Raw genomic sequence first — 18,832 nt, forward strand, 5'->3', positions numbered from 1 at the left:
GAAAAGGACGCAAACACATCATGTGCGGAATCGTTGGACTGCTACTGAAAAAGCCCTCGCTGCGCCATCAACTCGGTGAGCTGATGGTCCCCATGCTCATCGGCATGACGGAGCGAGGCCCGGACTCGGCCGGATTGGCCGTGTTCACCGACCCCCTGCCCTCCGGGCAACGCAAGCTCAGCGTCTACTCGGGTCTGACCGAAGACGGGGCCAGCTACAACTGGGCGGCCCTGCTCGACGCGCTCAACACCGAGCTCCAGGTGCAGGCCCAGGCCCGCACCCAGGGCAACCACGCGGTGCTGACCTTCGAAGGCGCGGCCCCATCGGACCTGGACAAGGTCAAGGCCTTCGTCAAGGCCTACGGGCCCAAGCTGCACCTGCTGTCGGCCGGCCGCAGCATCGAGCTCTACAAAGACATCGGCACCCCCGCCGAGGTCGCCGCGCGCTACCGCTTCAGCGCGCTGCAGGGCAGCCACCTGGTGGGTCACACCCGCATGGCGACCGAGTCGGCCGTCACGCCGGACCGCGCCCACCCCTTCACCGCCGGGGAGGACTTCTGCCTGGTGCACAACGGCTCGCTCTCCAACCCCAACGGCGTGCGCCGCATGCTGGAGCCGCGCGGCATCAAGTTCGAGACCGACAACGACACCGAGGCCGCCTGCCGCTTCCTGGAGTGGCGTCTGCGCGAGGGCGACACCTTGCACACCGCGCTGCAAAAGGGCTTCGAGGCGCTGGACGGTTTCTACACCTTCCTGATGGGCACCTCGACCGAGCTGGCCCTGATCCGCGACCCCTTTGCCTGCAAACCGGCCGTGGTGGCCGAAACCGACGACTACGTGGCCATTGCCTCCGAGTTCCGCTCGCTGGCCCACCTGCCCGACATCAAGCACGCCACCGTCTTTGAACCCGCCCCTGAGGAGATGTACGTATGGAAAGCCTGAAATTCGATCTGAGCGACGGCGGCGTTCGCCCGCTCAACCAGTACCTGCACGGCCCGGCTGCCGAGCTCAACGGCCAGCACATCACCGTGGTCAACCCCGATGGGGCCCACAACATTGCCGTGGGCCTGAACGCGGGCGTGAAGGTGACGATTGACGGTCACGCGGGCTACTACGCCGCCGGCATGAACAAGCTCGCCGACGTGACCATCCTGGGCAGTGCCAGCACCGGTGTGGCCGAGAACATGATGAGCGGCAAGGTGCACGTCAAGGGCTTTGCCTCCAACAGCGCCGGCGCCTCGGCCCATGGCGGCCTGCTCGTCATCGACGGCGATGCGGGCCTGCGCTGCGGCATCTCGCTCAAGGGCGGCGACATCGTGGTCGGCGGTTCGGTGGGCAGCTTCTCGGGCTTCATGGCCCAGGCCGGTCGCATGGTGATCTGCGGCAACGCCGGCGATGCGCTGGGCGACTCGCTGTACGAGGCCGTGATCTACGTAAAAGGCGAGATCAAGAGCCTGGGCGCCGATGCCCAGATCGAACCCCTGGGCGACGCCGACCTGACCGCGTTGACCGAGCTGCTGGCCGCAGCCGGCCTGGACCACGCCCCACAGGATTTCAAGCGCGTGGCCTCGGCCCGCACGCTGTATCACTGGAACGCCGACGCTGACCAAGAGTATTGAGGAGCACTGCACATGACCACCGAACACCCCGTCACCTTCAAGCGTCTGCAACGTGAAGAGTCTGCAGGCTACGACCGCAGCACGCTGGACTACATTCACCGTGCCTCCAACACCGGTCTCTACGAGATCCGTGGCCTGGGCGCCAAGCGCAAGCTGCCGCACTTCGATGACCTGGTCTTCCTGGGGGCCTCGCTGTCGCGCTACCCGCTGGAGGGCTACCGCGAGAAGTGCAGCACGAGGACCGTGCTGGGCACGCGCTTCGCCAAGAAGCCCATCGTGCTGGACACCCCCATCACCATCGCCGGCATGAGCTTCGGCGCGCTGTCGGCCAACGTCAAGGAGGCGCTGGGCAAGGCTGCCACGGCCACCGGCACCTCGACCACCACCGGCGATGGCGGCATGACGCCCGAAGAGCGTCAGTCGTCCAAGACCCTGGTCTACCAGTGCCTGCCCTCGCGCTACGGCTTCAACCCAGATGACGTGCGCAAGGCCGATGCCATCGAGGTCGTGCTGGGCCAGGGCGCCAAGCCCGGCGGCGGCGGCATGCTGCTGGGTCAGAAAGTGAACCCGCGCGTCGCGAAGATGCGCACCCTGCCCGAAGGTGTGGACCAGCGCTCTGCCTGCCGTCACCCCGACTGGACCGGCCCCGATGACCTGGCTATCAAGATCCAGGAACTGCGCGAGCTCACCGACTGGGAAAAGCCCATCTACGTGAAGGTGGGTGCCACCCGCGTCTACAACGACGTCAAGCTGGCCGTGCATGCGGGCGCCGACGTAGTGGTGGTCGACGGCATGCAGGGCGGCACCGCCGCCACGCAGACCTGCTTCATCGAGCACGTGGGCATCCCCACGCTGGCCGCCGTGCGCCAGGCCGTCGCGGCGCTGGAAGACCTGGACATGAAGGGCACCGTGCAGCTGATCGTCTCGGGCGGCATCCGCACCGGTGCGGACGTGGCCAAGGCCCTGGCCCTCGGCGCGGACGCGGTGGCCATTGGCCAGGGCGTGCTGATGGCCCTGGGCTGCAACCGTGACACTTACCAGCAGGGAGGCGAGCTGCACAGTGCCGAGGCCGACTACGCCGCGCTGGGCACTGCCCCCGGCTTCTGCCACCACTGCCACACCGGCAAGTGCCCGGTGGGCGTGACCACGCAGGATGCCGTGCTGGAGAAGCGCCTGGAGCCCGAGTCGGGCGCCAAGCACCTGAAGAACTACCTCAAGACGCTGAACATGGAGCTGACCACCCTGGCACGCGCCTGCGGCAAGCAGGACGTGCACCACCTGGAGCCGGAAGACCTGGTGGCGCTGACGGTGGAGGCCGCTGCCATGGCCCAGGTGCCGCTGGCCGGCACGAGCTGGGTGCCCGGCCTGTCTGGCTGAAGAACGGACGTCAGCCGGTCTTGACGTGCCTGCCCTCGACGACCGTGGTCGTCGAGGGCTTTTCTGCGCGTGATACTTGGCGGCCACCACGCGATCCGCCGCCCCCGATATCCGCCCAAAAGGCACACGCTGCGAAATCACTCACAGCTTTCCTGGAACCGCTTGACACCCTCGGATAGGCTCGCTTAGTATTGAACCAATCACTCGTTGCCAATATCGTCAACCAGTGAAACGGCAAAAAAGCCTGTTCGAACTTCGGTTCGCGCAGGCTTTTTTTTTTGCTCATCCGAATGGCGACATGTCGCGTTTGGAACATTACAGGAAGACTCTCATGAATTCTCTGTCTCGGCGAAAGATTGTGAAGGCGGCTATTGCAGGCTCAGTGGCGACGCCCGCCATGTTCAATTGGGCCAATGCGCAAGGCAATACCGTCAAGGTCGGCATATTGCACTCCTTGTCAGGAGATATGGCATTGGCGGAAGCCTCGGTGAGGGCGGCGCTTCGGTCATGTGGCTCGGGGATCTCGAAACCGAATTCATGGAGAAGATCACCGACCACATCGGCCTGGAGAAGACGACCATCGTATTCGCGTCCCATCATGGTCGTGATTCCGGAAAGATTCCGGACTCCTGGCTGGAGAAGCTGGATCCCCAACTCATTGTGATCGGTGAAGCGCCGTCGCGACACCTGAACTACTACACTGGGTACAAGACGATCACGCAGAATCGTGCCGGCGACATCACGATGGAACTGGTGGACAACAAGGTCCACTTCTATGTCTCGAACGAATCGTACAAGCGTAGCGATCTGACGAATGATGGGGCGAAGACCTTCCCAAATTACATTGGCAGCATCGAGGTCGAAACTGAGTACACGCTGGAAGGAGTTTCGGCGTGAGCGGCGGCGAACTGACCGACCGCCTCGGTTTCAGCAAAATCTTGGATGCGTACGATCTAACCGCTCGCCTGCTACCTGGGCTGTTGGTGCTCCTGCCGGCGATCTTGTCCATTGCGCTTCTGTATGGTGCCAAGAACCTGATTGCGGTCACCTTGGCTTCTGTGCTCGGTGCCTGCGGTGGCCCGTACCTCTTGTCTAGCTTCGTGCGAACTTGGGGTCAACGGGCTCAGGATCGGCTCTTTCGGCAGTGGGGAGGTCAGCCCACAACCCTGTTGCTACGACATCGCCACGGCCATTTGCCGCCACTGACGAGGGAGCGTTACCGCGAACTTGCTTCGTCACGCTTGGGTATTGCTTTACCAAGTGATGGCGAAGAAAAGGACGACCCCGCTAAGGCGGACCAGACATACGCAGCAGCGGTCGATGCCCTGCGCCCACTCACGAATGACCGGCGGGCGTTTCCGTTTGTCTTCAAGGAGCTTGTGTCCTATGGCTTCATTCGCAATGCCCATGGGTCACGCTGGGTGGGACTGGCTGTTGCTGTCGCGACGGCTGTGATGTCCCTGATGCATGCTGATGTGCTACACATGCAGCCACCATATTTGGCACAGAATAACCTGGACACTCCTCACATCGTCCTGCTGCTTGTGGCCAGTGGCTTTGCATCTCTATGGTGTTTTCACTTTACAGCGAATACCGTTCAACAGGCGGGTTTCAGCTATGCGAAGCGACTTTTGGAGGCGCTCGAAAAGGTGCCGAAAAAGCCCAGACGTCCTAGGTCCGCTGGAGTGAGGCTTGACGCTGACTGAGGCAACCGACTAGCTAGCATCATGAACATCCGCTCCAGGCACAAGCTGACACTCTCCCCAGACCGACAGCTGAAAGCCGCTAACAGCGGTCAGACAGAACTACCTGTGTCCCGATCTCAGCCTAGCGATCCGACACCCAACGCAAGAAAAGCCAGCCCCTCCCAATGAGACGCTGGCTCCCTTGTTTACGACTTTGGAAGCGGTGCCCACGGCACCACACTCCTAGGCAAGTTGTTTACGACTTTATTTGCGTGTTTACGACTTTATTTGCCAAAAATAATCGGCTTCACAAGGTGAGCGTTCTCGCAGATCGGGCAGCGAGGGAAAGCATGATTTGGTGCAGCAAGAAGCACAAAGCCCTGCCGGATCACAACTGCGAAGTCATGGGGCAGGGCTGTTATCGACTTTAATGACGTGTTGTCGACTTTAATTTTCTGTTGTCGACTTTAATTGTCGAGAACAATACCCCCGCCGAGCCTGCAGACCTCACTCCACCGTCACACTCTTCGCCAGATTCCGTGGCTTGTCCACGTCCGTACCCTTCGCGCACGCCGTGTGATACGCCAGCAACTGCAACGGCACCACGTGCAAGATGGCTGACAGCGCGCCATAGTGCTCGGGCAGGCGGATCACATGGATGCCGGGCTCAGCCTGGATCTGCGTGTCCACGTCGGCGCACACGTACAGCTCGCCGCCGCGCGCCTTCACTTCCTGCATGTTGCTCTTGAGCTTTTCCAACAGGGTGTCGTTGGGCGCCACCACCACCACCGGCATCTCGGCCGTCACCAGCGCCAGCGGGCCGTGTTTCAACTCACCAGCCGGGTAAGCCTCGGCGTGGATGTAGCTGATTTCCTTGAGCTTGAGTGCGCCTTCCAAGGCAATGGGGTAATGCAGACCGCGGCCCAGGAACAGCGCGTTGTCCTTGCGGGCGAAGGCTTCGGCCCAGGCCACGATCTGCGGCTCCAGCGCCAGCACGGCCTGCAAGGCCACGGGCAGGTGGCGCATGGCGCTCAGGTGTTGGGCCTCCGCTTCCGCCGTCAGGTGGCCACGCTGCTTGGCCAGCGTCAGCGTCAACAGGAACAAGCCCGCCAGCTGGGTCGTGAAGGCCTTGGTCGAGGCCACCCCCACCTCCACACCGGCACGCGTCACATAGGCCAACTTGCACTCGCGCACCATGGCGGAGGTGCTCACGTTGCAAATGGTCAGCGTCTGCGTCATGCCCAGGCTGCGCGCGTGCTTCAGCGCGGCAATCGTGTCCGCCGTTTCGCCCGACTGGCTGATGGTGACGACCAGCGTACGCGGGTCGGGCACGCTGTCGCGGTAGCGGTACTCGCTGGCAATCTCCACCTGCGTGGGGATCTTGGCGATCGACTCCAGCCAGTACTTGGCCGCCGAACCCGAGTAATAGCTGGTCCCACACGCCAGGATCAACACGCGGTCGATCTGCTGGAACACGGCATCGGCCTCGACACCAAACAGCGTGGGCGTGATGGCCTCGATGCCTTCGAGCGTGTCGGCAATGGCGCGCGGCTGCTCGAAGATTTCCTTTTGCATGTAGTGGCGGTACGGGCCCAACTCGACCGCACCGCTGTGCGCGGTCACAGTGCGCACCGGACGCTGTTCAGGCTCGACACGCTGGTGCACACCATCGGCGCCCAGGTGCTCGATCCAGTGGCGGCCCGGCTGCAGGTCCACCACATCGCCCTCTTCCAGGTACACGATCTGGTCGGTCACGCCGGCCAGGGCCATGGCATCGGACGCCAGGAAGCGCTCGCTGGCGTCCACGCCGCCCACGCCCATGATCAGCGGTGAGCCCTGACGGGCACCGATGACACGCTGCGGCTCGTCACGGTGGAAGACGGCGATGGCGTAGGCACCGGTCAGGCGCGCGGTGGCGGCCTTGACGGCGGCAAACAGGTCGCCGTCGTACAGGTGGTCCACCAGATGGGCGATGACCTCGGTGTCGGTCTGGCTCAGGAACACATAGCCCTTGGCCTGCAGTTCGCGGCGCAGTTCTTCGTGGTTCTCGATGATGCCGTTGTGCACCAGGGCCACGCGACCAGGCTTGGTGGTGGGCGCATCGGCCCCTGGGCCATGCGAGAAATGCGGGTGGGCGTTGTGCACGGCAGGCGCACCGTGCGTGGCCCAGCGGGTGTGGGCGATGCCCACGGTGCTGTCGATGCCGTCTTGCTCGGTCTGGTGACCCAGTTCGGCGACACGCTGGGTGCTGCGCGAGCGACGCAGTTGGCCGTCTTGCAACACCGCCACGCCGCAGGAGTCATAGCCCCGGTATTCCAGGCGCTTGAGACCCTCGACCAGAACCGGAACGATGTTGCGCGAGCCTACGGCGCCGACGATGCCACACATGCTTTGGTGCTCCCAGACAGAAATATCAAACGATTCCGCATCCTAGAGACTTTGAATAGAAATTTCCCATCTATTTCAAACCAAAAACGAAAGGATCAACCGAACACCGCCAACGCAAGAAATAATCCCACGAAGATTCAGATATGGTGAAATATTCATCCATGAATGCAGCTCCCCCCCTTCATCTGGATGCCACCGACTTGCGCCTGCTCGCGCTGTTGCAGGACGACGCCAGCCTGTCCAACCAGGCCCTGGCCGACTTGGCCCACCTCTCACCCGCCACCTGTCACCGCCGCCTCAAGCGCCTGCGCGACGAGGGGGTGATCGAAAAACAGGTCGCCATCCTCTCGCCCCACCGCGTGGCCGAGGCGCTGGGCTGGGGCGTGAGCGCCTTGGTGGAGGTGAGCTTGGACATGCAGACCCAAGAAGCCCTGGACGCGTTCGAAGCCCTCGTGGTGGCCGATGCCCAGGTCCAGCAGTGTTGGCGGGTGTCCCCAGGCCCAGACTTTGTGCTGGTGGTACAGGTCCCCGACATGCCGGCCTACCAGGCCTTAGCGCAGCGCCTGTTCACCGCCCACCATCAGGTGCGCAATGTGCGCGCCTTCTTTGCGGTCAAGCGCGCCAAATTCGGCTCGCAAATCCCGCTGCCGCCCGCCTGATGCGTCAACGTCCGCGCACGGCAGAGCGGGAGGACACCTCAGGCGCCAAGGGGTCGACCAATTCGCCCTCGGTGCGCAGGTTCAGTGGCGCCCCATCCAAGGGGTGACGGCTGCTGCCCCCCGATCGCAGCGCACCCGGCCCCACCGCGGAGGGCAACTCCCGCACGCTGCGCTCGCTGTACGGTGCGCTGGCGCCCAGCGTGGGCAACACGGCCAGCAACTCCTCATCAGACAAGCGCGACAACTCTTCCAGACTCAGTTTGCGCGGGGACTCGGTCACCGGCAGAGCCGGCATCGGGTCGGGCGGCAACAACACGGCAGACGCACCCTGCTCCACCTGCACCGCCATGCCTTGGGCAAACTGATTGGCCTTGTACAGCTGCCACATCCACACCCCAAGGCCGGCGGTCATGAGCAACACCAGCATCCCTGCCGCCCACACCATCGGTTGCCGCGGCCAAGGCTGGGGACGGTCAAAGGTCGGCGCGTCGTACACAGACTGCCACGGGTCGCCCAGATCCTCATCGTTTGCTGTCTCACTCGACGATGCATCTGACCGCGCGACGGCCAGGGCATCCAGAGCAATGTCCACGCCCGCGTCGGTGGATGACGATGCCCCCTCACCCGGCGAGATGGCCTCGGGCGCGGCATCAGGCACCTCCAGCGACCGCACCGCATCGTAGGCCTGACGGCTCTCGGGGTTGATCAGCGTCTCGTAGGCCGCGTTGAGTTCCGTCAGCCGCGCCTCGCGGTGCTCGTCGTGTGGCAGCGCCTGCGCCAGCGCCCGGTACGCCGCGCGAATCACCTCAGGCGGTGCATCCTGGGTGACTTTCAAGCGTTCGTAATGGTTCACGGCAACAACATCCAGCACAGCAATTGGTGACAGGATGTTAGCCGTTCAGCGCTTGATTTTCTGAGGGCGCTGCCACCCAGACAGGGTGACCTGTTTGCCGCGTGCGACAGCCAGGCTCTCGGCCGGAACGTCCTTGGTGATGGTGCTGCCACCACCGATGGTCACGCCTGCGCCCAGGGTGACGGGCGCCACCAGCACGCAGTTCGAACCCACATGCACATCGTCGCCGATCACGGTGCGGTGCTTGTTGGCACCGTCGTAGTTGGCCGTGATGCTGCCGGCGCCATAGTTGACGCGCTCACCCACGGTCGCGTCGCCCAGATAGGCCAGGTGGTTGGCCTTGGCGCCGTTGCCCAGCGTGCTGTTCTTCACTTCAACGAAGTTGCCGATGTGCACCTCGTTGCCCAGCTGTGCACCGGGGCGCAGGCGGGCAAACGGCCCGATCAACGAGCCCTCGCCGACGTGCGCGCCCAGCGTGTCACCGTCGATGTGGGTAAAGGGGTGGATGACCGCGCCGCGCCCGATCGTGGCATTGCGGATCACGCAGTTCGCACCGATCTGCACCTCGTCGCCCAGCACCACATTGCCTTCAAAGATGCAGTTGACGTCGATGTCCACATCCTGGCCGCACTGCAAGGTGCCACGCAGGTCGAAACGAGCCGGGTCGGCCAAGCGCACGCCCTGCTCCATCAGACGCTCAGCCTGCGCACGCTGGTGGCGACGCTCCAAGTCGGCCAGCTGCGCCGGGCTGTTGACACCCAGCACCTCCACCTCGTCGCGCGGCTGTGCAGCCACCACGCTCAGGCCCTCGGCCTGGGCCATGGCGACCACGTCGGTCAGATAATACTCGCCCTGGGCGTTGTCATTGTTGAGCTGCGACAGCCAGTGCTTCAGGCGTGCGGTGGGCGCAGCCATCATGCCGGTGTAGACCTCGCAGATGGCACGCTGCTCAGGCGTGGCGTCCTTGTGTTCGACGATGGCCAGCACCTTCACGCCGGTCTCGTCACGCACGATGCGGCCATAGCCGGTCGGGTCATCCAGACGGATGGTCAGCAGCGCCAGCTTGTCGCCCGCGCAGGCGTCCACCAGGGCTTGCGCCGTGCTGGCATGGATCAGCGGCGTGTCGCCATTGAGGATCAGGGTGATGCCGTCGTCGGGCAACACGGGCACGGCCTGCTGCACGGCGTGGCCGGTGCCCAGTTGGGGCTCCTGGCGCACGAACTGCAGCGGGGCCTGCGCAAACTCGGCCTTCATCGCCGCTTCCACCATCTCGGCGCCATGGCCCGTGATCACCACCTGCTGCGCGGCCTGCAGGCCCGATGTGCTGGCGATCACATGCGACAACATGGGCCGACCGGCCAGCTTGTGCAGCACCTTGGGACGCGAAGACTTCATGCGGGTGCCTTTGCCCGCGGCCATGATGACGATCGAAAGCGACATGAAAAACCTGAATTGAATGGGATGGTCAGCGATTGTCCACCGGCCGTGTGACGGTCACGGTGCGAGGGCTGACGGCCGGGTGCGGAAAATCCTTGAGCGCGGCCTCGAACAGGTAGGGCAGCAAGCCCAAGTCCACGGTGTTCTGGCGGTCGTGCACCGCGTGGGTTTCATACAGCACCTGGTTGCTGCGACGGTCGCGGATCAGCAGGTCCACCTGCATCTGCACCCAGGTGGGCTCCATCTGCATGCTCAGGCCAATGCCGCCCCAGCCACCGGTGCCCCACCAGCCCCCAAAACCGAAGCGGCCACCGCCCCAGAAGGGGTCGTAGCGCATGCTGCGGTCTTCACGGCTCTGGGCGCTGAGCTGCACGCTCACCTCGGCCTGCTCCGGCTTGTCGACCTTGCGGAAACCCGCGGCGCTCAGGGCCGGCGCGGCGGCGGCTTCCAGCTTGTCTTGCAGACCGGCTTGGGCCTGCTGCGAAGGCAGGCGCTCGAACACATACGTACCCGGCGCGCGACCGGCAGGCCAGCTGCCATAGCTGGAGACCTGGCTCACCACGTTCGGGGTGCCGGCACAACCGGCCAGGCCCAAGACACTCAGAGACCACAGAACAGCCAGCAGCCAGCGTCGCATGTCACACCGCCTTTCGGATCGGGATGGCCGACAGGGACACGGCGGTCTCGGCCGGCAGACCATTGTTCACATCACCGCAGTCTTCGTCCTCGTCGAACGCGATATCGCCGCCGGGCATGGGCTTGCCGGTGGCCTGGATCGTCGTGAACGGATAGAGCTTGCGGTCCATCAGGTGCGAGGGAATGATGTTCGACAGCGCGGTGAACATGTTGTCCACGCGGCCGGGGAACTTGCGATCCCACTCGTTGATCATCTCGCGCATCTGCTGACGCTGCAAGCCTTCCTGGCTGCCGCACAGGTTGCACGGGATGATGGGGAACTCGCGGTGTTCGGCGTACTTGGCCAGGTCCTGCTCACGGCAGTAGGCCATCGGGCGGATCACGACGTGCTCGCCGTTGTCGGTCACCAGCTTCGGCGGCATGCCCTTGAGCGTGGAGCCGAAGAACATGTTCATGAACAGGGTCTGCAGGATGTCGTCGCGGTGGTGCCCCAGGGCGATCTTGGTGCAACCCAGTTCGGTGGCCACGCGGTACAGGATGCCGCGGCGCAGGCGCGAGCACAGCGAGCAGGTGGTCTTGCCCTCGGGCACCACGCGCTTGACCACGCTGTAGGTGTCCTGCTCTTCAATGCGGAAGGGCACGCCGACCTTGGTCAGGTACTCGGGCAGCACATGCTCGGGGAAACCGGGCTGCTTCTGGTCGAGGTTGACGGCGACGATCTCGAACTTGATAGGCGCCCGCTTTTGCAGGTTCATCAGGATGTCGAGCATGGCGTAGCTGTCCTTGCCGCCCGACATGCACACCATCACCTTGTCACCGTCTTCGATCATGTTGAAGTCGGTGATGGCTTCGCCCACTTCACGGTGCAGGCGCTTGCTGAGCTTGTTGCGCTCGAAGGCTTCCTTCTTCAGGCGCGCGGCTTCGGCGGCATCGGCTGTGTCAACGGCTTCAGGCGACAGGATGGATTCGGACATGGCGGGGGCGGCTGGGGTCATAACCTTCCATTTTCGCCGATTCGCCTTCAGACGCCAAACCCGCCCCCTGCATTGCCCCCTCAGGCTGGGGCAGAACCCGTGCCGTTCCAACGGCGCCGAGTCTCAGGGCCTCACCACTGGCCCGCTTCCATGTGGATGGCGACTTCACAGTCGTCAAAGATTTCCAGCTTGGCGATGCGCACGCGCACGCCTTGCACGCCGGGCAACTCCATCAGGCGCTTGCACAGCTTGCCGATCAGCGTCTCCAGCAGATTGACGTGCTGGGCGGTGCACTCCTCGATGATGATGGTGCGCACGCGGCGGTAGTCCAGCACGTGCATCAGGTCGTCGTCGCTGGGCAGCAGGGGCTGGCTGCCCATGTTCAGCTCGGCGTCCACCATGATGGGCTGCGGCGCCGTTTTCTCGTGGTCGAGCACGCCCAGGTTGGCGTCGAAGCGCAAGCCGGTCAGGTTCAGGGTCTGGTTGCCTTTGGTCAGGGACATGTCTCTCACATCATGGAAAAGTCGCGCTCGAAGCGCTGAAGGTGCTGACCGCCATCGACGAGCAGCGTGGTGCCCGTCATCGAGCGGTTGCCCAGGGCAAAGGCCACCGTGGCCGCCACATCCTCAGGCGTGGACGAGCGCCCCAAGGGCGACAGGCGATGGGCCTGGGCAAAGGCCTCGCCTTGCAGCCATTCACTGGTCAACGTCAGGCCGGGGGCCACGCCGACCACGCGCACGGCGGGCGCCAGGGCCAGCGCCAGCAAGGTGGTGGCCGACTCCAAGGCTGCCTTGGACAGGGTGTAGCTGAGGAAGTCCGGGTTGGGGTTCCACAGTTTCTGGTCCAGCAGGTTGACGACGGCGCCTTGGGCACCCCGCTGGGCCACGTGCTCGGTCAGGGCCTGCGCCAGCACGATGGCTGGCGCGGTGTTGGCGCGCAGATGACGCTCCAGCATCGCGTAGCTGAAGGTGGCGGCGGTGTCGTACTCGAAGGTGGACGCGCTGTTGACGACGGCATCGACCTGCCCCAGTTCGGCCACGGCCAGCGGCAGCAGGGCCCGCACCGCCGCTTCATCGGACAGGTCGGCGCTCAGCACCACGGCCTGTCGGCCCAGGGCGCGGATCTCGTCGGCCGTGGCGTCAGCCTCGGTGCGCGAGGCGCGGCAATGCACCGCCACGTCCCAGCCTTGTTGGGCCAGGGTCAAGGCAATATGGCGGCCCAGGCGTTTGCCGGCACCGGTCACCAGGGCCACCCGGCGCGCACCGGAAGCCGATGGCGAAGGCAAGGGATCAGACAAATCAGGCATGGGTCTTTTTACAATGGGGCATGAACCGCCCGACGACAACGGACCACAGTGTAGTGGCCGCCCCTCTGAACGGCCACCCGCTGGCCGACCTGATTGCCCACGAAATCCGTGAACGCGGCGGCTGGATGCGCTTTGAGCGCTTCATGGAATTGGCCCTGTATGCCCCGGGGCTGGGCTATTACAGCGGTGGCCGACGCGTGATCGGCGCAGGCCCGCAAGACGGCAGCGACTTTGTGACCGCCCCCGAATTGACGCCGTTGTTCGGCAAGGTCTTGGCGGCGCAACTGCGCCAGGCGCTGGACGCGACCGGTACGAACGAGGTCTGGGAGTTTGGCGCGGGCACCGGCGCGCTGGCCGAGCAATTGCTGGGCGAGTTGGGCGAGCGCATCACGCGCTACACCATCGTCGACCTGTCGGGGACGCTGCGCGACCGCCAGCACCAGCGCCTGCAAAAGGAACACCCCGAACTCGTCCACAAGGTGATCTGGGCCGACAGCCTGCCCGACACGATGGAAGGCGTGATCGTGGGCAACGAGGTGCTCGATGCCATGCCGGTGCACTTGATGAGCTGGAACGGTGAGCACTGGATGGAGCGCGGCGTGGGCCTGGCAGGCCCGGAGACCGCTCCCGACCTGGCCGCGGGGGCGACGCCAGGCGGTGTGGCGGATGTGCCACCGCGCTTCGTATGGCTGGACCGCCCTGCCCCTGAAGGCGTGCGCCCCCCCACCGAGCGCGCCGACAGCGAGTACGTACCCGGCACCGTCACCGAGACCCACGGCCAGGCCGAGGCTTTCGTGACCACCTTGGCTGAACGGATGACGCGCGGCGCGGCCTTCTTCCTCGACTACGGCTTCCCCGAGGCAGAGTACTACCACCCACAGCGCACCGGCGGCACGCTGATGTGCCACCACCTGCACCAGAGCGACCCCGACCCGCTGGTCAAGGTGGGCGAGAAGGACATCACCAGCCACGTCAACTTCACCGGCATCGCGCTGGCCGGCCAGGAGGCCGACTGGGAGGTGTTGGGCTACACCTCACAAGGGCGCTTCCTGACCAATTGCGGCTTGGGTGAGGCCTTGGCACAGACCGGTCAAGCCAGCACCGCCGAGCAACTGAAAGCCCGTGCCGCCATGCAGATGCTGCTCGCTGAGCACGAAATGGGCGAGTTGTTCAAGGTGATCGGCTTCGTCAAGGGGCCGTGGTTCGAGGCCATCGGGTTTGCGCACGGCGACCGAACACACACCCTCTGATCACTCGCCTCACGGCATCCCCGACCGATCGCGTTACCAGTCGTTCTCGTATCGACGCACCGCGTCGCCGCCGGGTGCTTCCGAGGATGCACGCGAGGTTTTGACACTCGGCTTGGCCTTGCGAGGGGCCTCGTCACGCGGCGCGGAGGCTGCCGCAGCGACCACCGGCGCAGAGCGACCGCTGAGTTCACGCAGTTGAATGTCCCCAGGCTGCAGGCCATCGAGCTTGATCTGGATGTTCTCCAGATGCGCCTGAGACATGGTCGGCAAGACCTTGTCGACCACCACCTCGCAGCATGCGTTCTCCACACGCCCCAAGGATTGTCCGGTCTGAGGGTCCTTGACCTCGGGCCCCATGACCACCGCTTGATACCGCGCGCCCGCCGTCACCGACTGCCCGCCTTGGCTCAGGATCACGTTGTGCCCGTCACGCGAGGCAATGGTGATGGGGAAGGTGCGCAGCAACAGAGAGCGCAGGGCTGTGGATGTCAAGGACTGCCGCATGTCGCTGGCCAGCTGAGCCCCATTCACCCCGCGGGACAACGTGGTCGGTGCCGTGGACGGCAACTGCCCCTGCAAGGTGTCAGACAGCAGGACCTGTCTGGTGGCCACATTGACCAGCTTGTGAGACAGCGACCAGCCCCCCGAGTAGCTCACCAACGGGCGATCACTGGTTTCCAGGCGACGCGTCTGAGACGTGTAGGCGAACTGATTGAGTGTCCCCACCCAGACCACATCGGCCGTCATGGCCTGACCGCGCTTGGCCAACTCGGCGGTGGGCGCATGCCCTTCGGCGATCAGGTCCATCTCTGACTGCAAGGCATCGTCCACCCCACGGTCCAGCACGATGAAGCGCCCGGAGTTGCCCAGGGCGGTCATCAGATCCTGGCGAATGGCCTCGCGCACCTGATCGGCAGACAAAGTGCGGTCACCCACCTGATAGCTGCCAGAAGCGGTGCGGATGGGCCCGATGACGATCTTGAGCTTGCCCGCCTGTGCAGGCGCGTCAAACTTGGCAACGGAGGCTTCGATGGTGGCCGTGAACTGCTTCTTGCCTGCCGCGGCGTCCGATGCGCCGGAGGAAGGCTCGCTCAGGCTGAGCACACGAAACGAGGTCAAGGCCCCTTCGGAGCGCTGCACCACCTCTTGCGCGAACCCATCCGACTGAATGCTGATGCTGTGAGCCCCCGACACCACCTGAGACGCCATGCGATAGCGCGCCGCGTTGGATGAGAGGGCCACGCCATTGACCTGCAAAATGGCTTGGCGAATGGCCTCGTCGATCGCTTCGGCGGAGGTGGCGCCTTGTCCGGAGGCGGTCACCTGCACGGTCTTGACGCCCCCCACGTCCAGACCTCCGGTAACGGAGCGCTCGCCCCCCGCGGAAGAGGCCGCAGGCACCGCCGAGGGTACCGAAGAGGCCGGCGGCGCGCTCGACTCCGTCTTGCGATCGCAGGCCGTCAGCGCCATGAGGACGCACAACGCTGCACTCCAACGGATTGCATTCATGGCAATGCTCCCAGGATGGGGTTCATGTAAGCGTGCCGACATCAGATGGCCGATGTGGCGTCCTTGGGCACCTCAATGCGCTGGCTGCGAGCGAAATCGACCGCCATCGACATGGAGGAGCCCAGGTTCTTGGCATTGCCCGGGAAGCTGCGCACGATGTAGGAGCCCGCACCCAGCTTCGGCAGAACCATGGGCGACGCCGACGACAGCGCCGTCTTGAAAGCATCGAAGCGAGACTTCAAGCCCGCATAGGCGCGCACAGCCTTGGCGGTGTCCAGCAAACCTTCCTTGTAGAGGGCCTTGGCGGAAGCATCCAGCTCGGGGTTTTCTTTCATGCGGGCAGCCAACTCTGCATTGCCTTCGCTGACCACCTTGTCGGCCTCGCTGAGGTTGTCTTGGGTGGAGCCGCTGGTCAGCGCGTCGGCTGTGGCCGCCAAGGTGGCTGCGCGCTGCTTGAGGCCCAGCGCTTCTGCCATCTTGGCCTGTCCGCGCAGCACGCTGCGGTCAGCCGCCACATACTCCTTCACAAGCTGGTCTTGCTGGGCGACCACGTCGCCACCCGCAGGCGCCTTCTCGGAGGAGGACTTGCCCCCCATCAGGCCACCCAAACCGCCCAATTGAGCGGAGGCGTGCCAAGGGGTCATCAGGGCAGCCGACAGGGTGACAGCCATCAAAACAGGACGAACAATGCGTTGAGACATGAGGGTTCCTTCTGGAATACGTGAGTGAATGAAGATGAGGGGCTTGCAGACTGCGCTGGCGCCACTCACTTCACGCCGTTGTTGGTGAGTTGGCTGACCAGATCCCGTGCTGCACGGGTGGCCGCTTGCTTGAGTGCTTCGGTGCGGGCCTCTTCTTCTTCCGGCGCCACGCCATAGATGACCACTGGGCCAACGTTGGCCACGTCTTCGGGCATGTCATCTGACACGTCGACGATCTTGGCGTTGACCGTGATGGCCACACGCAGCAGCCCCGTTTGCGGATCGGTGTCGGGCAGGCTGGCATCCAGCGTGCCGTAGGCCAGGTAAGGCACATTGGCGTTGCGCACACCCATCACCATGTCGCGCTTGGTGGCGGGCTTCAGGTCCTTGCCGCCCTTGTAATCGTTCTCGACCGCAGCGATGCTCAGCTTGCCACCAGAGGCGGGCTCGACGTAGGCCGCCTCGACCACCTTGTAGCCCGCCTGACCGAACACCTTCTTGAAGACGGTCAGCAGGTTCTCGCTGGGGATCAGTGCGTAAGACGACTGGCTGGCCTTGCGGGTCTGGCTGCCACCGGTTTCGACGATGGTCGACGAAGTGACCGTGGCCGAGCGCGAGCCCGAACGAGAGGCATGCGTGCCCACCTCGCCACCGCTCACGCGCTCACCTTCACGGCCGCTGCGCTTTTGCGATGCACTGGCGTCCACGCGTTGGGTGACGTCTTCGCGCTGCACCACACGGGTATCGAAGGACTTCTTCTCGTCGATCTGGCGCGAGACAAACAGGAAGGTCAGCTTGGACTTGTCACCCTTGGCCGCCTTGGCCACGGCCGAGCCGGCCTTGATGGTGTTGTTGAGCTTGGCGACGTTCAGCGACACGCGCACGGCGACGTTGTACTGTTTGGCGTCGGACTTGTCTTCCTCGGACAAGACGGTGGTGTCTGTCAGGAAGGCCTCCGGGTCTGCGGTGACCTGGGCACGGATGCCCTCGAAATTGGCCGACTCGGCCTCGCCAGCGTCTGCGTAATACGCTTCAATCGCCTTGATCTGAGCGGCCTTGAGGGCCTTGGCTTTGTCCTCTGCACCCAGCTTCCATGAAGAATAAGTGATCGAGGACTTGCCCTTGGCGTAGTGCGTTTGTGCCTGGGCCACTGCCATGCACATGGCCAAGGCCAAGGTCAACAAAATTCGGATTACTTGCATGATTTGATGATCTCCGCTGATTGATTGATTTGTTGTTCCACATCCTTGCCACTTGCCGCAGTTTTGAGCCAAGGGGTGGTTTTGCCCGACAAATTCTCGGCCACCTTGTTGAACAGGCCCCGAATGGAATCGGCATAGGCGGGAATGTCATCCACAGTATCCTGCGTGGCCGGCACCAATTTGGTTTCGCCGTTTTTGAGGTTGATGTCCAGATAATTCTTGCCCGAGAAAGGCTCATCCATTTTGAGACGCACATAGCTGCCATAAACATATGCAGTTTCCGCAGCCGTTCGCTTCAACTCCACCCGGCGCACGCCAGTCAGATCCAGAGAGATCGTGTAATCAGGTTCGGGTAATTTCAAATTGAAGGCACCGCCGTCGGCGATTTTCATGGCCATGACTTTCCCCAAAGCATGGCCTTTGACGTAAGGCAGGATCGGCACTTGGGCGCGGTTGGAGATGGCTTCGGACAGCATGTCGGCCAACCAGGTTTCGGCGGCTCCCTTGGTGCTCGTGAGGGCCGGCGCCAGACCCACCAGAGCCTCGGGGGCCACCGAGACCTGACTCACCTGAAGGAAACGGGACACACCCTCGGGCAGGCTGGCTTGCTGAACCGCGAGCGCAAAGCGTCCGAACAAGCCAGGCTTGCCCTGCGCGCCCTCGAACAACAAGCGGATGCGCTCGTGCACTTCCTCTTCGGAGGGATAGTGGTCGATGACGTCGATGTAGGCCAGACTGATGGGGTAGGCGCGCAAGACCGTTTGAGACTTGAAGTCAAAGAACAGGGCTTGGCCGCGCAGTTGAACGAAAAACTTGGCGAAATGGCCGAAGCGCTCCAGCGACACCGCCTCGTTGTTCAGCAGCAAGGCCACCGATACAGCGCGGTCACGGCCTTTCAATTGCGCTTGCGCCGCCAAGGGGGCGAGCTCAAAATTCCGGGGAGGATTGGCTTCCAGATTTTTGTAAATCAGAGAGCCCACACGAACCTTGTTGGCCTCCAGCCCTTTGAGATACTGACTGGTATAGGGAAACCGATCCACGATCGACGTGGCGTCACCTGAATAGGCCATTCCCGCAAAATACACCTCTGTCGCACCTGCAGAGACCCCACTCAGCAGCAAACAAATAGCCCAGAACCTGCCAATGATTTTCTTCATGTTTTAAAGCCAGACGAACGCCAACACCGCTTGCCGAGCGGCAAACGGAATGTTCAAAAAGAAAAGAGGCGCAGCAGTGA

The 18,832-nt window shown here is 63.7% G+C and carries 18 protein-coding genes; 7 read left to right on the forward strand and 11 right to left on the reverse strand.

The features are described 5' to 3' along the window. Positions 1-20 precede the first annotated feature (20 nt). The 5 genes from WIT60_RS08325 to WIT60_RS08345 all read left to right on the forward strand — a co-directional run bounded on the left by WIT60_RS08325 (position 21) and on the right by WIT60_RS08345 (position 4,701). Positions 21-941, forward strand: a complete 921-nt coding sequence (locus WIT60_RS08325) for a class II glutamine amidotransferase (RefSeq protein WP_339583477.1) — start codon at positions 21-23, stop codon at positions 939-941. Next, positions 929-1,618, forward strand: a complete 690-nt coding sequence (locus WIT60_RS08330) for a protein glxC (RefSeq protein WP_339583478.1) — start codon at positions 929-931, stop codon at positions 1,616-1,618. Before WIT60_RS08325 ends, WIT60_RS08330 begins: the two co-directional genes overlap by 13 nt. A 12-nt stretch (positions 1,619-1,630) precedes the next feature. Next, a complete protein-coding gene (locus WIT60_RS08335) occupies positions 1,631-2,995 on the forward strand; it encodes an FMN-binding glutamate synthase family protein (protein WP_339583479.1) in 1,365 nt (454 codons plus the stop codon). Positions 2,996-3,532: 537 nt separating this feature from the next. Then, on the forward strand, positions 3,533-3,892 hold the full coding sequence (locus WIT60_RS08340; RefSeq protein WP_339583480.1) for a hypothetical protein: 360 nt from the start codon (positions 3,533-3,535) through the stop codon (positions 3,890-3,892). Beyond that, positions 3,889-4,701, forward strand: coding sequence for a hypothetical protein (locus WIT60_RS08345; RefSeq protein ID WP_339583481.1), 813 nt, complete (start codon positions 3,889-3,891; stop codon positions 4,699-4,701). The genes WIT60_RS08340 and WIT60_RS08345 overlap by 4 nt, the downstream gene beginning before the upstream one ends. Positions 4,702-5,187: 486 nt before the next feature. Here WIT60_RS08345 and glmS read toward each other — a convergent pair whose 3' ends face one another. After that, positions 5,188-7,068, reverse strand: coding sequence for a glutamine--fructose-6-phosphate transaminase (isomerizing) (gene glmS, locus WIT60_RS08350; RefSeq protein WP_339583482.1), 1,881 nt, complete (start codon positions 7,066-7,068; stop codon positions 5,188-5,190). A 161-nt stretch (positions 7,069-7,229) separates the two neighbouring features. On the opposite strand from glmS, the gene WIT60_RS08355 reads away from it, so the two are divergent. Next, the gene (locus tag WIT60_RS08355; protein ID WP_339583483.1) at positions 7,230-7,727 is read left to right on the forward strand and encodes an Lrp/AsnC family transcriptional regulator; all 498 of its coding nucleotides are present in this window, start codon (positions 7,230-7,232) and stop codon (positions 7,725-7,727) included. A 4-nt stretch (positions 7,728-7,731) separates the two neighbouring features. On the opposite strand, the gene WIT60_RS08360 is transcribed toward WIT60_RS08355, so the two are convergent. From WIT60_RS08360 to WIT60_RS08385, 6 genes are all read right to left on the reverse strand, one after another. Continuing rightward, positions 7,732-8,580, reverse strand: coding sequence for a J domain-containing protein (locus WIT60_RS08360; RefSeq protein ID WP_339583484.1), 849 nt, complete (start codon positions 8,578-8,580; stop codon positions 7,732-7,734). 45 nt (positions 8,581-8,625) lie between these two features. Further along, positions 8,626-10,020, reverse strand: a complete 1,395-nt coding sequence (glmU, locus tag WIT60_RS08365; protein ID WP_339583485.1) for a bifunctional UDP-N-acetylglucosamine diphosphorylase/glucosamine-1-phosphate N-acetyltransferase GlmU — start codon at positions 10,018-10,020, stop codon at positions 8,626-8,628. Positions 10,021-10,045: 25 nt separating this feature from the next. Next, complete coding sequence (locus WIT60_RS08370) at positions 10,046-10,654, reverse strand: DUF4136 domain-containing protein (RefSeq protein ID WP_339583486.1); 609 nt, start codon at positions 10,652-10,654, stop codon at positions 10,046-10,048. Position 10,655: 1 nt separating this feature from the next. Then, positions 10,656-11,648 (reverse strand): tRNA 2-thiocytidine(32) synthetase TtcA, encoded by a 993-nt coding sequence (ttcA, locus tag WIT60_RS08375; protein ID WP_445207675.1) that lies wholly within the window; start codon positions 11,646-11,648, stop codon positions 10,656-10,658. Positions 11,649-11,758: 110 nt separating this feature from the next. Next, complete coding sequence (locus WIT60_RS08380) at positions 11,759-12,130, reverse strand: dihydroneopterin aldolase (protein WP_339583488.1); 372 nt, start codon at positions 12,128-12,130, stop codon at positions 11,759-11,761. A gap of 5 nt (positions 12,131-12,135) precedes the next feature. Further along, positions 12,136-12,933, reverse strand: a complete 798-nt coding sequence (locus tag WIT60_RS08385; protein WP_339583489.1) for an SDR family oxidoreductase — start codon at positions 12,931-12,933, stop codon at positions 12,136-12,138. Positions 12,934-12,953: 20 nt separating this feature from the next. On the opposite strand from WIT60_RS08385, the gene WIT60_RS08390 reads away from it, so the two are divergent. Next, positions 12,954-14,183 (forward strand): class I SAM-dependent methyltransferase, encoded by a 1,230-nt coding sequence (locus WIT60_RS08390; protein WP_445207676.1) that lies wholly within the window; start codon positions 12,954-12,956, stop codon positions 14,181-14,183. Positions 14,184-14,216: 33 nt separating this feature from the next. Here WIT60_RS08390 and WIT60_RS08395 read toward each other — a convergent pair whose 3' ends face one another. From WIT60_RS08395 to WIT60_RS08410, 4 genes are all read right to left on the reverse strand, one after another. Next, positions 14,217-15,692, reverse strand: coding sequence for a CsgG/HfaB family protein (locus WIT60_RS08395; RefSeq protein ID WP_339583490.1), 1,476 nt, complete (start codon positions 15,690-15,692; stop codon positions 14,217-14,219). Positions 15,693-15,733: 41 nt separating this feature from the next. Next, the gene (locus WIT60_RS08400; RefSeq protein ID WP_339583491.1) at positions 15,734-16,393 is read right to left on the reverse strand and encodes a hypothetical protein; all 660 of its coding nucleotides are present in this window, start codon (positions 16,391-16,393) and stop codon (positions 15,734-15,736) included. A 65-nt stretch (positions 16,394-16,458) separates the two neighbouring features. After that, positions 16,459-17,595: a hypothetical protein gene (locus WIT60_RS08405; RefSeq protein WP_339583492.1), complete on the reverse strand. Its 1,137-nt coding sequence runs from the start codon at positions 17,593-17,595 to the stop codon at positions 16,459-16,461. After that, positions 17,586-18,752 carry a hypothetical protein gene (locus tag WIT60_RS08410; RefSeq protein WP_339583493.1) on the reverse strand — a complete coding sequence of 389 codons (1,167 nt, stop codon included), beginning with the start codon at positions 18,750-18,752 and terminating at the stop codon, positions 17,586-17,588. The genes WIT60_RS08405 and WIT60_RS08410 overlap by 10 nt, the downstream gene beginning before the upstream one ends. Between the last annotated feature and the right edge of the window lie 80 nt (positions 18,753-18,832).

This window comes from Aquabacterium sp. G14 (assembly GCF_037482285.1).
In the GTDB taxonomy this organism is placed as follows: Bacteria; Pseudomonadota; Gammaproteobacteria; order Burkholderiales; family Burkholderiaceae_C; genus Aquabacterium.

What these genes read in the sequence shown, in the direction of transcription:
- WIT60_RS08400 (WP_339583491.1), bottom strand. Translation starts at nt 16,393, where the DNA reads ATGTCTCAACGCATTGTTCGTCCTGTTTTGATGGCTGTCACCCTGTCG.
- WIT60_RS08405 (WP_339583492.1), bottom strand. Translation starts at nt 17,595, where the DNA reads ATGCAAGTAATCCGAATTTTGTTGACCTTGGCCTTGGCCATGTGCATG.
- WIT60_RS08385 (WP_339583489.1), bottom strand. Translation starts at nt 12,933, where the DNA reads ATGCCTGATTTGTCTGATCCCTTGCCTTCGCCATCGGCTTCCGGTGCG.
- WIT60_RS08335 (WP_339583479.1), top strand. Translation starts at nt 1,631, where the DNA reads ATGACCACCGAACACCCCGTCACCTTCAAGCGTCTGCAACGTGAAGAG.
- WIT60_RS08410 (WP_339583493.1), bottom strand. Translation starts at nt 18,752, where the DNA reads ATGAAGAAAATCATTGGCAGGTTCTGGGCTATTTGTTTGCTGCTGAGT.
- ttcA (WP_445207675.1), bottom strand. Translation starts at nt 11,648, where the DNA reads ATGACCCCAGCCGCCCCCGCCATGTCCGAATCCATCCTGTCGCCTGAA.
- WIT60_RS08355 (WP_339583483.1), top strand. Translation starts at nt 7,230, where the DNA reads ATGAATGCAGCTCCCCCCCTTCATCTGGATGCCACCGACTTGCGCCTG.
- WIT60_RS08370 (WP_339583486.1), bottom strand. Translation starts at nt 10,654, where the DNA reads ATGCGACGCTGGCTGCTGGCTGTTCTGTGGTCTCTGAGTGTCTTGGGC.
- glmS (WP_339583482.1), bottom strand. Translation starts at nt 7,068, where the DNA reads ATGTGTGGCATCGTCGGCGCCGTAGGCTCGCGCAACATCGTTCCGGTT.
- WIT60_RS08395 (WP_339583490.1), bottom strand. Translation starts at nt 15,692, where the DNA reads ATGAATGCAATCCGTTGGAGTGCAGCGTTGTGCGTCCTCATGGCGCTG.
- glmU (WP_339583485.1), bottom strand. Translation starts at nt 10,020, where the DNA reads ATGTCGCTTTCGATCGTCATCATGGCCGCGGGCAAAGGCACCCGCATG.
- WIT60_RS08390 (WP_445207676.1), top strand. Translation starts at nt 12,954, where the DNA reads ATGAACCGCCCGACGACAACGGACCACAGTGTAGTGGCCGCCCCTCTG.
- WIT60_RS08330 (WP_339583478.1), top strand. Translation starts at nt 929, where the DNA reads ATGGAAAGCCTGAAATTCGATCTGAGCGACGGCGGCGTTCGCCCGCTC.
- WIT60_RS08380 (WP_339583488.1), bottom strand. Translation starts at nt 12,130, where the DNA reads ATGTCCCTGACCAAAGGCAACCAGACCCTGAACCTGACCGGCTTGCGC.
- WIT60_RS08325 (WP_339583477.1), top strand. Translation starts at nt 21, where the DNA reads ATGTGCGGAATCGTTGGACTGCTACTGAAAAAGCCCTCGCTGCGCCAT.
- WIT60_RS08340 (WP_339583480.1), top strand. Translation starts at nt 3,533, where the DNA reads ATGGAGAAGATCACCGACCACATCGGCCTGGAGAAGACGACCATCGTA.